This window comes from Bradyrhizobium sp. MOS001 (assembly GCF_004634465.1).
GTDB classification, from domain to species: Bacteria; Pseudomonadota; Alphaproteobacteria; order Rhizobiales; family Xanthobacteraceae; genus Bradyrhizobium; species Bradyrhizobium barranii.
Genome location: NZ_SPVJ01000022.1, coordinates 28,973 through 40,979, shown reverse-complemented (window position 1 = coordinate 40,979; position 12,007 = coordinate 28,973). Strand labels below are relative to the sequence as shown.

At 63.2% G+C, this 12,007-nt stretch carries 12 protein-coding genes and 1 pseudogene; 8 read left to right on the top strand and 5 right to left on the bottom strand.

What is annotated here, in order from left to right; genetic code table 11:
• Position 1: 1 nt before the first annotated feature.
• On the bottom strand, positions 2–967 hold the full coding sequence (locus tag CT676_RS24695) for an aliphatic sulfonate ABC transporter substrate-binding protein (RefSeq protein ID WP_193560906.1): 966 nt from the start codon (positions 965–967) through the stop codon (positions 2–4).
• Between the two features lie 159 nt (positions 968–1,126).
• On the bottom strand, positions 1,127–2,800 hold the full coding sequence (locus CT676_RS24690; RefSeq protein ID WP_201266246.1) for an MFS transporter: 1,674 nt from the start codon (positions 2,798–2,800) through the stop codon (positions 1,127–1,129).
• A gap of 130 nt (positions 2,801–2,930) precedes the next feature.
• On the opposite strand from CT676_RS24690, the gene CT676_RS24685 reads away from it, so the two are divergent.
• The gene (locus CT676_RS24685) at positions 2,931–3,785 is read left to right on the top strand and encodes a LysR family transcriptional regulator (RefSeq protein WP_085404155.1); all 855 of its coding nucleotides are present in this window, start codon (positions 2,931–2,933) and stop codon (positions 3,783–3,785) included.
• A 12-nt stretch (positions 3,786–3,797) separates the two neighbouring features.
• On the opposite strand, the gene CT676_RS24680 is transcribed toward CT676_RS24685, so the two are convergent.
• Positions 3,798–5,204 (bottom strand): LLM class flavin-dependent oxidoreductase, encoded by a 1,407-nt coding sequence (locus CT676_RS24680; RefSeq protein WP_085404154.1) that lies wholly within the window; start codon positions 5,202–5,204, stop codon positions 3,798–3,800.
• 250 nt (positions 5,205–5,454) lie between these two features.
• Here CT676_RS24680 and CT676_RS24675 point away from each other — a divergent pair, with 250 nt between their 5' ends.
• From CT676_RS24675 to CT676_RS24645, 7 genes and pseudogenes are all read left to right on the top strand, one after another.
• Positions 5,455–6,774: a PLP-dependent transferase gene (locus CT676_RS24675; RefSeq protein WP_085404153.1), complete on the top strand. Its 1,320-nt coding sequence runs from the start codon at positions 5,455–5,457 to the stop codon at positions 6,772–6,774.
• 35 nt (positions 6,775–6,809) lie between these two features.
• Positions 6,810–7,607: a MetQ/NlpA family ABC transporter substrate-binding protein gene (locus CT676_RS24670; RefSeq protein ID WP_085404210.1), complete on the top strand. Its 798-nt coding sequence runs from the start codon at positions 6,810–6,812 to the stop codon at positions 7,605–7,607.
• A 29-nt stretch (positions 7,608–7,636) separates the two neighbouring features.
• A complete protein-coding gene (locus tag CT676_RS24665; protein ID WP_085404152.1) occupies positions 7,637–7,882 on the top strand; it encodes a hypothetical protein in 246 nt (81 codons plus the stop codon).
• 41 nt (positions 7,883–7,923) lie between these two features.
• A complete protein-coding gene (locus CT676_RS24660) occupies positions 7,924–8,706 on the top strand; it encodes a MetQ/NlpA family ABC transporter substrate-binding protein (protein WP_085404151.1) in 783 nt (260 codons plus the stop codon).
• A 24-nt stretch (positions 8,707–8,730) separates the two neighbouring features.
• Positions 8,731–10,359, top strand: a complete 1,629-nt coding sequence (locus tag CT676_RS24655; RefSeq protein ID WP_135215576.1) for an FAD-binding protein — start codon at positions 8,731–8,733, stop codon at positions 10,357–10,359.
• Positions 10,356–10,676 carry a ferredoxin family protein gene (locus tag CT676_RS24650; RefSeq protein ID WP_071915201.1) on the top strand — a complete coding sequence of 107 codons (321 nt, stop codon included), beginning with the start codon at positions 10,356–10,358 and terminating at the stop codon, positions 10,674–10,676. The genes CT676_RS24655 and CT676_RS24650 overlap by 4 nt, the downstream gene beginning before the upstream one ends.
• 28 nt (positions 10,677–10,704) lie before the next feature.
• Positions 10,705–10,854, top strand: a pseudogene (locus CT676_RS24645) (DUF3088 family protein); the annotation flags it as partial.
• Positions 10,855–11,106: 252 nt separating this feature from the next.
• Here CT676_RS24645 and CT676_RS24640 read toward each other — a convergent pair.
• Together CT676_RS24640 and CT676_RS24635 are read right to left on the bottom strand one after the other, a co-directional pair.
• Positions 11,107–11,547, bottom strand: a complete 441-nt coding sequence (locus CT676_RS24640) for a hypothetical protein (RefSeq protein ID WP_081369286.1) — start codon at positions 11,545–11,547, stop codon at positions 11,107–11,109.
• A 155-nt stretch (positions 11,548–11,702) separates the two neighbouring features.
• Complete coding sequence (locus tag CT676_RS24635; RefSeq protein ID WP_085404149.1) at positions 11,703–11,903, bottom strand: hypothetical protein; 201 nt, start codon at positions 11,901–11,903, stop codon at positions 11,703–11,705.
• Between the last annotated feature and the right edge of the window lie 104 nt (positions 11,904–12,007).

The window sequence follows — 12,007 nt, the reverse complement described above, 5'->3', positions numbered from 1 at the left end:
GTCAGGACCCCTTCGGCGCCCAGATCTTGATCGCCGTGGTATCGATCTTCACGGGGATCAGGCCCTCGGCGTGGAACGCGTCCGCAATGCGCTGCTGCTCGGACAGGCCCGGGCCGGTCACCGCGCCCACCTGATAGGAGCGGTGGCTGTTGGCCTCTTCGACGGTCGCCGCGTCAATCCCCCAGAGGCCCGCCAGCAACGTGGCCGCGTCTTTCGGCTGCGCCTTCACCCATTTGCCGGTCACCGAGAGCTTGGCGAAGATCACGTCGAGGACTTCGGCATGCTTGTCCGCATAAGCGGCCGAGGCGAGATAGTAGCGCTTGTAGCTCGCGAGACCGTTGCTACCGTCCGTCAGGATGCTGCCCTTCGTCTGGTGCAAGGCGCTGGTCAGGAACGGATCCCAGGCCACCCAGGCATCGACGTTGTTGCTAACGAACGCAGCGCGGCCGTCGGCGGGTGTCAGATAAGCGGGCGTGATGTCCTTGAAGTTGAGCCCGGATTTCGCCAGCGCCGCAAGCAGCAGATAGTGGCTGCCGGCACCCTTGGTGACGGCGATCTTCTTGCCCTTGAGCTCAGCAATGGTCTTGATAGTTGAAGACTGTGGAACGACGATCGCCTGCGCCGCCGGCGAGGCTGCTTCCTCCGCGACATAGGCGAGCTTGGCGCCCGCGGCTTGCGCGAAGATCGGCACGGTGTCGGCGACGTCGGCGCCGAAGTCGATGCTGCCGATGTTGATGGCTTCCAGCAGCGGCAGGCCGCTGGTGAATTCGTGCCAGGAGATGGTGACGCCGAGCGGAGCCAGCGCCTTCTCCAGCCCCCCGTTGGTCTTCAGGATCGCCGTTAGTGTCGAGGACTTTTGATAGCCGATGCGGATCTCATCGGATCTCGCGGGCTGAACGGACGCCACGGCCAAGAAGCCGAGCGCAACCGCGGCAAGGGCTCGCAGGCGGAACGTGAGATGATGCATTTCGGGTATCCTGTTCAACGAAACTGCCTTGCCGTCTCGACCTCTGTTTGGGGAGACTGGACGGCTCACTTTGCCGGCAAACGGGTCCGCGTGGCAATTTCGCAGTCGGGCGCAGAAGGGAACGAACATTCTCTCGTGCGTTCGGAATTGAGAATGGAGTTATCGGCGCGGAAAGGATGTTGTCGTAGCGCACTGCCTGGACGCATCCGAGCAGGGCGATGAGCGGGGAACACAGCTTGGCTCATCGCTGTTCTGCGCGGAGCGCTTCCGTGCGGCATAGCTCTCGCCGGAAATCGCGAAGCTTACCAGCGCCATGATCCAGACGGACAGTCCGCCATAGAGCATCATCAGCCTGAAGCCGTGGATCAGCGCATCTTGCACGGCAGTTTCCGCTGCCGGCAGGAGGCTCAGCTCGGGGAAGTCGGACATGCCTGCGGTGCCGCCGGCGATCCGCTCCGCAAGGTGTTGCAGATGGCTGGCATCGAGCGCACCGGGAAGCGCGCTGCTCAGCCGGGAGGAAATGCCGGCGATCAGGATGAAGCCCATCAAGGCGATGTTGATGGCGAGCGCGATCATGCGGGCGCTCATGTCGATGCCCGATGCCATGCCGGCTCGCGTGCTCGACACCGCTCCCGTCGTGACGTTGGTCACCGGTGTGTTGGTGAGGGCAAGGCCAGCGCCCGCAAGCAGACATCCTGGTGCCAGTGTCAACCAGGTAACATGCTCAACGCCGCTACCGGCCCACATCAGCATGAAGCCAAGTCCGATGACGAACAGGCCGACCGGAATGGCGATGCCGCCGCCGAACCTCAGCAATATCCGTTCGCCGAGCGGCGGAATCACAAGCGTCGGAAGCGTGTAGGTGAGAAGCGCAAGGCCAGCTGCGACGTTGTCGTAACCAAGGGCGCTGCGATAGAAGATCGGTAGGTAGATCATGAAGGGCCAGAAGCTGAAATTCATGCCGGCCGATCCGAGCAGCGCGCCCGAAAAGGCGCGTATCCGGAACACGGAGAAGTCGAACATCGGGCGGGCGCTATGCAACTCCGCCAACACGAAGGCGATGAAGCTCAGAACGGCCGTCGCGGCGACCGTAAGGCCGGTTGGGCCAGTGAAGCCGAAGTCGGGGCCTTCCGTGATATAGAAGGCGACGCAGAACACCGACGTCGAGAGCGTCGCAATGCCTGCGATGTCGAGGTGCTTTGCCTCGGGATCGCGCGACTCCCGCACGCCGGTCACGGCGAGCGCGATCGTGACGATTGCGATGAATGCGTGGATCAGGAACACCCACTGCCAGCCGGAGACCGCGACGATCGTCGCGCCGATGATCGGTCCGAAACCAAGACCGATGCCGAAGATGATCCCCCAGGCGGCGAAGGCGCGGGCGCGCTCGGGGCCTTCCCGGAATTGATGGGAGAGAACCGCGACCTGACAGATCAGCATCGCACCACCGCTCATGCCCTGGAGGAAGCGGCTGACGATGAGGAGGAGCGCGTCTTCCGCCAGACCGCAGATCAGGGAGGCGAGGCCGAACACGGCGATGCTGACCACGAATACAAGCTTTCTGCCATAGCGATCTGCCAGCGTGCCGGTTGCCATCAGCACCGTCGTGACCGCGATCGTGTAGGCATTCATGATCCATTGCAGCTGCTGGAAGCTGGCGTGCAGCACCGTCTCGAGCGTCGGCAGGATCGTCGGTACGCTGGATATCTCCAGGCCGAACATGAGGGACGCGAGGCAGGCTGCGGCAAGGGCGATCGTGTTTCGTCGTGATGATAAGACCGTCAAGGCCGTGACCTCCAAACATGGTGTCGATTGCCAGCACGCATGCGCCATCGCTCGCTCCGGGAGGGATTGGTGTCCCGTGCGCTTAGGCCCGCTTCAGGCTGAGCGAACATAGGGGGCCCTTGACCACAACAAAATCCGATCGATATAGATTTCAGAGACAACAAAGCCGGATGATGGAATGCTCTCGCTCGATGTCGATGCCGTCAGAGCCTTTGTGATGGTGGCCGACCTTCACAGCTTCACGCGTGCCGCCAAGGCTTTGGGGACGACGCAGGGCGCGATCAGCGTCAAGCTGAAGCGGCTCGAGGATCGCATCGGGCATCGGTTGCTCGAGCGGACACCGCGATCGGTCCGGCTGTCTGCGCAAGGGACGGCCTTTCTGCAGGGCGCGCGGGAGCTGATCGTTGCTCACGAACGCGCGATCGCGGGGCTCAATGCGTCTCCGCGTCACTTCGGACTTGGTATCGCTGCGCATGTCGCCGGGCCGGAAGTCCCAGCCCTGCTGTCACGTCTCCACGCGCACGATCCAAATTTGACCATCGAGGTCCAGCTCGACAATTCGCGCAACCTCCTCGACCTGTTCGACCAGGGACGGCTCGATGCGGCCATCGTCCAGCGCGAGGACGATCGTCGTGATGGCGAGACGCTGGCGCGTGAGCGCTTCGGCTGGTTTGCGGCGCAGGGGTTCGAGCACAGGCCGGGAGAGCCCTTACGTCTGGCTGCGCTGGCTCCGACCTGCGGCGTGCGCAACGTAGCCACGCAGGCGCTGGATGCGGTCGGCATCAAATGGATCGAGGTGTTCCTGGGAGGCGGCTCTTCGGCGGTTCACGCCGCCGTCGTGGCGGGGCTCGCCATCGCGCCGCTGTCGTATCGGATCGCGCCGAGTGGCACGATCGACATCGGCGAGAAGCTTGGGCTTCCCAAGCTGCCGCCGTCCGAGATCGTGCTTCATTCGTCCTTGACCGATCGGCGGTCACGGGCCGCCTTGGGGGCGCTGGCAGCCGCGTTCCGCGAGCATCGCACGCAGGCGTGAGCTCCGTCCTTGCTATTCGGCGGCGTCGGATTGGAGCGCAGTCGTCGAAGGCGCGCGCCGGAAGCTCGCGCCGGGATGTGTCGTGTGCAACCGCGGGCCGCGTCCCGGGAACAGCTTTTCGCGTAGCGCGCCGTCGCGATATGCGGTCTTGTAGACGCCGCGCGATTGCAGCTCCGGCACCACGAGGTCGACGAAGGCGTTCAGCGACTCCGGCGCGACCAGGCGGAACAGGTTGAACCCGTCGACGTCGGTCTCGTCAGCCCAAGCGATCAGCTCGTCGGCGACGTCCTGCGGCGAGCCGACCACGAAGGGCGAGCGGGCGCCGGCGCGGCTCAATCTGGCGAGGTCGCCGACATTGACCGGCCGGTCGCTCCGGACCGTGAAATTCTCGACCATCGACTGGATGGCGTTGCTCTCGACATATTCGATCGGCTGGTCGGGCCGGTAGGTCGAGAAGTCGATGCCGGTCCAGCCCGACAACAAGGCGAGCTGGCCGGTTTGATCGACATGCCGTGCGTAGTCCTCGAGCAGATCATTCGCCTCGGACCGCGTCGGCGCCACGATCACGGTCGCGCCGGCAAACAGGCGGATGTCGTAGGGATCGCGGCCATAGGTCTTGGCCGCTTCTCGAATCTCGCGGACAGCGCGTGCGAGGATTGGCTTGGTCTGACCGTTGAGAAAGATCGCTTCCGAGTGCCGGGCGGCGAAGGCGCGGCCGCGCTTCGAGGTGCCGGCCTGATACAGCAACGGCGTTCGCTGCGGCGAGGGCTCGGCGAGATGGATGCCGTCAACCTTGAAGTAGCGACCATCATGCAGAACCCGGTGGAGCTTAGCGGGATCCGTGAAGACGCGGCTGCCGCGGTCGCGGCGAACCGCATCGTCCTCCCAGCTTCCCTCCCATAGCTTGTAAGCCGCGGTCAGAAAGTCCTCGGCCGCGTCATAGCGCTCGTCATGGGCGCGGCCAGCCGGAAGGCCCATCCCACGCGCGCCGCTGTCGAGATAACCCGTGACGATGTTCCAACCGATCCTGCCCTTGGTGAGATGGTCGAGCGTCGAAAACGTACGTGCGAGTTGATAGGGATGCTCGAAGGTCAGGTTCGATGTGATGCCGAAGCCGAGATGGCTGGTGACGAGCGCCATGGCGGATACGAGCAGCGTCGGATCCGCGTTCGGAAGCTGCACCGCATGCAGGGCGGCGGTATCGGCCGTGCCGCCATAGACGTCGTAAACGCCGAACACATCTGCCAGGAAGATGCCATCGAGCAGTCCGCGTTCCGCGGTCCTGGCGTAGTCGACCCAATAATCGAGCGTGTTGTAGTCGATGGACGCATCGCGCGGATGAGACCACAGGCCCGCCCAATTGTGGCTGGGCGCAGTCATGTTGAAAGCGTTAAAGCGCAGCTCGCGCGGTCTCGTCATGGTCGGGCCCAATCGCCAATTGCAAAGAACATCTCTTCGCGTGAGCATTTTTAACATTTTGCGCGAGCGAGTTTGTTTCCAATTCAGCGAAAGACCGGGAACAAACGCGTTGCGAAGCTGCAATGACGCAGCACGCGCATCGCTATTTTTCAGACACGCTCGACAGCAGCAGAATCCGACCGCATCATTTTCGTCGACAAGCACGGCTTGCCGCGCATGGCGCGCTCTCGAGATCGAAAGGGAATTGCAGATGACCTTGGAGACCCGGAACTTCGAGACGCTGGCGTTGCATGGCGGATCCTACCGCTCCGACCCCGCCACCGGCGCGGTCGCGGTTCCGATCTATCAGACCACGTCGTTCCAGTTCGAGAACGCCGATCACGCCTCGCGCCTGTTCGCACTCGAGCAGCTCGGACCGATCTACACCCGTATCGGCAATCCTACCCAGCAGGCCTTTGAGGATCGACTTGCTGCACTCGAGGGCGGGGCGGCCGCCCTCGCAGTTGCCTCTGGACAGACGGCTTCCGCCTTCGCGATCTTCAACATTGCCCAGGCCGGCGACAATATCGTGTCCTCGACCGATCTCTACGGCGGCACCTGGACACTGCTATCGCAGACCCTGAAGCAGTTCGGCATCGAAGTGCGCTTTGTCGATCCCGCCGATCCCGAAAACTTCCGTCGCGCGACCGACGCCAAGACGCGCGTCTATTTCGGCGAGACGCTTCCGAATCCCAAGCTGCACGTATTCCCGATCAAGGAGGTCGCGGACATTGGCCGCTCGCTTGGCGTGCCGCTGATCCTCGACAACACGGCGTCGCCGCTGATCGCACGCCCGTTTGAGCATGGCGCTGCGGTGGTGGTCTATTCGACCACGAAGTATATCGGAGGCCACGGCACCGCGATCGGTGGCGCCATCGTCGACGGCGGCAACTTCGACTGGGCCGCGCATGCCGATCGCTTTCCGCTTCTGAACACGCCCGACGAGGCCTACCACGGCGCGATCTGGACTGAGGCCGCGAAGCCGCTTGGCCCGATCGCCTACATCTTGCGAGCCCGCGTCAAGCTGCTGCGCGACCTCGGCGCATCGATCGCGCCGCAGAATGCCTTCCAGTTCATCCAGGGCCTCGAAACCCTGCCGCTGCGCATCCGCCAGCACAACGAGAATGCGGTGAAGGTCGCGAACTTCCTCGCCAAGCACGCCTCGGTCTCGAACGTGATCTTCCCCGGTCTGCAAAACGGAGAGAACCGGCGCAGGGCGGACGCCTATCTGAAGGGCGGCTATGGCGGGCTGGTCGGCTTCGAGCTGAAAGGGGGCGTCGAGGCCGGCCGTCGCTTCGTCGACGCGCTCAAGCTGTTCTATCACGTCGCCAATATCGGCGATGCCAGGTCGTTAGCCATTCATCCTGCATCGACGACGCATCAGCAACTGACCGCAGCCGAGCAGCTCGCCGCCGGGGTCACGCCCGGCTACGTACGCCTGTCGGTGGGGATCGAGCATCCCGACGACATCTTGGCGGATCTCGGTCAGGCGCTCGCACAGGCCGACGTTGGGGCGCGCAAGGCTGCGTAAGGCACATCATCTGAATCGTAATGGGACTTGAGATCATGAAAATTCTTCGTCGCACCGCCCAGGCCGCAGGTCTCTGGCTTGCTCTCACGGCGGCCGCCTTCGCCGGCGAGCCGCTGAAGATCGCGACCAGCGCCGGCCCGGTTGGGCAATTGGCGTCCTTTGCCGCCAAGCTGGCCAAGGAGAAAGGGCAGGACGTCAAGATCGTCGAGCTGTCGGACTGGGTGGCATTGAACGAGGTCGTGAACAGCGGCGATGTCGACGCCAATCTGTTCCAGCATGCAACCTATCTCGCGCTTCAGAATAGGCAACGCGGCTTCAACCTTGTGCAGGTCGACAAGGTCGGCGTCATTGCGCCGGTCGGCCTGTTCTCGAAGAAGATCAAGAAGCTCGACGACATCAAGTCCGGCGACAGCGTCGCCATTCCGAACGAGCCGCTCAACGGCGCACGCGGGCTGATCCTGCTCGAGCGGGCCGAGCTGATCAAGCTGGCGCCCGGTAAGGGCTTCTCGGTCAGCAAGTTCGACATCATCGAGAATCCAAAGAACCTCAAGATCGTCGAGCTCGACCCCGCCCAAACCTATCGGTCGCTCGACGACGTAACATTGGCGCTCGTCAACATCACCTACCTCATTCCGGCCGGCGGGGATCCCAAATCTGCGCTCATCATCGACCGCACCGTTGATGACGGGCTCGTGCTGCGCTTCACGGCCCGGCCCGACAAGAAGGACGATCCGCGCCTGAAGGCATTTATCCAGGTGTTCAACTCGCCGGAAGTGAAGCAGTTCATCGAAGAGAAGATCCCGGCCTTCATCCCGGCGGGGTTCAGCAGCTAGGAGGGCGCCGTCCGTTGGGAAACTGCACCATGATCTATGTCGTCGACGTCAATCAGATGAGCTTTGCCTTCGTGGCGGGAAGCGAGAGGCACGCATCGGAGATTGCAGGCTCGCCGGGGTTTGTGCAGGCTCTGGATCGTTTCTTCCTTCAAGGCTCCAACGGTTCGAGCCATCGTCCGCGTGCTGCGACGGTTCAGGAGCTTGCTCTCTTCAACGACATGTCGTCTGAGTTCGCGGATGCCACGGCGGACGTCCTGGTTGCCCGCGTCGGCTAGACGTCGGAACAGATTATCGCTCGATAAGGAGATCGTAGACCATGAGACGTCGCTTGTTGCTCGTGATGGCCGCCTTTGCACTATTCACCGCGCCGGCCTCCGCGGATCAGAAGATCAAGGTCGGGATATCGGGCGGCGATGCCGAAATCATCTGGGCGAAGGTGAAGGAGATCGCGGCCAAGGACGGCCTCGATGTGCAGGTCGTCGTCTTCAACGATTATCTGTTGCCCAATGCCGTGCTGGATGTCGGCGATCTCGATGCGAATGCCTTCCAGCACAAGCCGTTCCTCGACAACCAGATCAAGACCAGGGGATACAAGATCGTCGCCGTCGGAGAGACGATCGTCGCACCGATCGGGCTCTATTCCCGCAAGGCGAAGTCGGTTGCCGAGATCAAGGAGGGGGCGTCGATCGGCATCCCCAACGATCCGTCGAACGGTGGCCGGGCCCTGCGGCTACTTCAGGCCGAAAAGCTGATCGAGCTCAAGGACGGCGTGGGGATCCTGCCGACCGCGCTCGATGTGGCCGCAAATCCAAAGAAGCTCAGGATCCGTGAAATCGACGCCGCCCAACTGCCGCGCAGCCTGGACGACGTCGATGCTGCGGTCATCAACACCAATTACGCCGTCCCCGCCGGCCTCATTCCCGGCAAGGACTCCATCGCAATCGAATCCTCGGTCAACAATCCCTACAACAACTTCATCGCCGTTCGCGAGAAGGACAAGGATGCGCCCTGGGTCGCGAAGCTGGTGCGTGCCTATCAGAACGATACGGTCCGCCAGACCATCAAGGACAAACTGCCGGGTCAGATACCCGCGTTCTGAACAGATTCAATCCGGAGACGAGCGATGACAAACCCACCTGGCCGTGCCGAGAAGCTATCGAGTTCGGCAGGATCCGTCGTGTTCGATGCGGATGTGCTGGTGCTCGGTGGCGGTCCCGCGGGCACATGGGCCGCAATAAGCGCCGCCGAGCGTGGTGCGCGCGTCGTGCTGACGGATAAGGGGTTTTGCGGCACCTCAGGCGCGACCGCGGCGGCCGGCACCGGTGTCTGGTACGTCGACCCCGCTCCGGAACGCCGCGAGGCCGCGATGGCCAGCCGTGAGAAACTCGGTGGCCACCTCCAGGACCGTCGCTGGATGGCGCGCGTGCTGGACCGGACCTACGCCCAGAGCAACCAGCTCGCCGACTGGGGCTATCCTTATCCTTCGGACGACGACGGCAAGCCGCAGCGGAATTCGCTCCAGGGTCCGGAATACATGCGGCTGATGCGCAAGCGAACGAAGCAAGCCGGCGTCACCATTCTGGATCACTCGCCAGCGCTCGAGCTTTTGGTGGACGAGAACGGCGTGGTGGCCGGCACCGCAGGCCTGCGACGGCAGAAAGGCGACCGTTGGGTGGTCAATGCGAAGGCTGTGGTGATCGCCACCGGCGGATGCGCGTTCCTTAGCAAGACGTTGGGCTCGAACGTTCTGACCGGCGATGGCTATCTCCTGGCGGCCGAGGCCGGCGCGGAATTCACCAGCATGGAGTTCTCCAACGCCTATGCTATCTCGCCGGCATTCGGCTCCGTGACCAAGACCCTGTTCTACAGCTGGGCAAACTTCACCGACGAGGAAGGCAGTGTGATCCCGGGGGCGTCATCCAAGGGCGGCCGGTCGATTATTGCTCGGGCGTTGCGCAAGGGCCCGGTGTACGCCCGGCTCGACGAGGCCGACGCCGAGACCCAGCGGCATATGAGGGTATCTCAGCCGAACTTCTTCCTGCCGTTCGACCGGACCGGCCTCGATCCGTTCACGCAGCGTTTTCCGATCACGCTTCGCCTCGAGGGGACCGTCCGCGGCACGGGGGGCCTGCGGATCGTTGACGACAGCTGCGCGACTACCGTTCCAGGTCTCTACGCTGCGGGCGACGCGGCAACCCGCGAGCTGATCTGCGGTGGTTTCACCGGGGGCGGTAGCCACAATGCGGCCTGGGCAATGTCGTCGGGGTATTGGGCCGGTCAGGGCGCCGCCGAATTCGCGCATCAACTGGGCAGCACAAGCGGGCGTCAGGCATTTCGGCGCGGCAGCGTTGCGCTTCGCTCCGGCAGCGGGCGACCGCTTCAGGCTGACAAGCTCGCCCGGAACGTTCAGAACGAGGTGTTTCCGTACGAGCTGAACTATTTCCGCGAAGCCGGGCGCCTCAGCGAGGCGTTATGGCGTCTGGACGGCTTCTGGTCTGAGGCATCGAATGCCGGCGCGTCAGACGAGCAGGATCTGCTTCGCGCACGTGAGGCCACGGCCATGCTCGCAACGGCGCGCTGGATGTATCGGAGCGCGCTGGCGCGTCAGGAGAGCCGGGGTATGCATCGCCGCGACGACTATCCCGAGCAGGACGACCGCTATCGCCACTACGTGACGACCGGAGGGCTCGACGACGTCTGGACCTCGGCGCGCCCGCTGCGTTCCTCTCAGTACGCGGAGGCCGCGGAATGATCGAGGTCATCGATGTCGAGCGCTGCACGGCGTGCGACATCTGCGTCAACGTGTGCCCCACCAATGTCTTCGACAAGACCGACGACATCCCTAGGATCGCGCGCCAGAGCGATTGCCAAACCTGCTTCCTGTGCGAGCTCTACTGCCCCGAGGATGCGCTGTTCGTCTCGCCATTCGCCGACGCGCCGCAACAGGTCGACGTCGCCGCGTTGAAGGAAGCCGCAGTGCTCGGCAGCTATCGGCGTGCAGTAGGCTGGACCAATGAGAGCCGGCACTTGCGCGATGCGGATCGGAGCTACCGGCTGTTCGGCCATTGAAGCTTACATCGACTTCGGGAGATAGGACATGACTGGAGATCGCCTGTTCCTGTTGAAGCCCGGATTTGAGGATCCGGAGCAGCCGGGCCGCTTCTTCGTCTGCTCGCACTGCAATGCGATTGAGGGGTTGCTGGCGTCGTTTCCAGGGCTGGCAATACAGATTGAGGTGCGGCGCCTGGGGACGCTTTGAAAAGGGGGCGTGAAGTCCGATCGCGGCGCCGATCAGGGAGGAGGACGTTGTCACCAGGCCCAACAAGGCGGCCATGGCGAGGTAGTAGGGCGACGTCATGAAGCTCCCAAAACATCGCGATCGTTCGCCGCAACGTGCCTGCAGCGGCATGATGACGTGCGGGACGTAGGAAAGCGAGAGCGCCTGCGGCGCCGCCGCATAGGAAACTCATATAGACGGAATCAGCCGCAGCTCCGCGTTTCAGGCCGCCCGTTTCATCTGGGCAGAATCCTGCCGGTAGGCGGACATCACGAAGCCCTGACGGCATCTGACCCCGGCCTCGATTCGGAAGCCGAGCTGTTCGAGCTTCTTGCGGACCTTGAGCGCGAAGCCCGCCTCGTTCGACTTGATCAGCACCGCGATTGCAGCGGTCGTGCCGAGAGATGGTGCGATCTGGGACAGCGCCATCTCGAACTCACTGAACATGTCTTGCACGGTGATGAGGCCGACGGAAAAGGCCGGCTTGCGCAAGAAGATGGAGGGCAGTCCAATTCGGGTGAAGCCGCGCTGGCGCAGCGCCTGATAGAGTTCGGCGCTACCACGGCCCGCGACGATCGCGCGATTGAGATTCGACAGATGGGTGAGCGAGATCATGGTCTCGACCACCTGGTCGCGATCGGTGAAGGGAGCGGGGTGGAGCACGAAGATACTCCTTACAGTAGGTGCGCGGGCGCACTGGAACGAGAGTTTGCCCTGAATGGCGCGACCAATATCGTTCGCGGCCAGTATGATTTCGAGGGGACAGGCAGGCTTATCTCATAGGAACGGCATAGGATCGGGACGAGGTTGAGGTGCGTTCAACGTTCGTTGCGCATGTAGGCGCTTCGTGCCGTCACCGATCTCATGTCGGGCTCCGCCCTGCTGCCTGCACCAGGATGGTTGATCGTTGCCTCCGACAGGCGATGGATGCCGGCGTCGATCTGGCGATCCAAGGCATGAAGAATGACGTGCGCGACGGCGGCCGTCACCAGGATGAGAAGCCAAGAGCGCAAATCCATGAGACTTCCCCATCCCTGGTGGCGTTGCACAGATCGGACAATGGAGGGCTGGCCTGAACCGGAGCCTCGCTCAAAAAAGGAGCCCCGGACGTATCGGGGCTCAA

Coding starts and splice junctions, on each gene's coding strand:
- CT676_RS24695 (WP_193560906.1), bottom strand. CDS start 967: ATGCATCATCTCACGTTCCGCCTGCGAGCCCTTGCCGCGGTTGCGCTC.
- CT676_RS24690 (WP_201266246.1), bottom strand. CDS start 2,800: ATGGCGCATGCGTGCTGGCAATCGACACCATGTTTGGAGGTCACGGCC.
- CT676_RS24685 (WP_085404155.1), top strand. CDS start 2,931: ATGCTCTCGCTCGATGTCGATGCCGTCAGAGCCTTTGTGATGGTGGCC.
- CT676_RS24680 (WP_085404154.1), bottom strand. CDS start 5,204: ATGACGAGACCGCGCGAGCTGCGCTTTAACGCTTTCAACATGACTGCG.
- CT676_RS24675 (WP_085404153.1), top strand. CDS start 5,455: ATGACCTTGGAGACCCGGAACTTCGAGACGCTGGCGTTGCATGGCGGA.
- CT676_RS24670 (WP_085404210.1), top strand. CDS start 6,810: ATGAAAATTCTTCGTCGCACCGCCCAGGCCGCAGGTCTCTGGCTTGCT.
- CT676_RS24665 (WP_085404152.1), top strand. CDS start 7,637: ATGATCTATGTCGTCGACGTCAATCAGATGAGCTTTGCCTTCGTGGCG.
- CT676_RS24660 (WP_085404151.1), top strand. CDS start 7,924: ATGAGACGTCGCTTGTTGCTCGTGATGGCCGCCTTTGCACTATTCACC.
- CT676_RS24655 (WP_135215576.1), top strand. CDS start 8,731: ATGACAAACCCACCTGGCCGTGCCGAGAAGCTATCGAGTTCGGCAGGA.
- CT676_RS24650 (WP_071915201.1), top strand. CDS start 10,356: ATGATCGAGGTCATCGATGTCGAGCGCTGCACGGCGTGCGACATCTGC.
- CT676_RS24635 (WP_085404149.1), bottom strand. CDS start 11,903: ATGGATTTGCGCTCTTGGCTTCTCATCCTGGTGACGGCCGCCGTCGCG.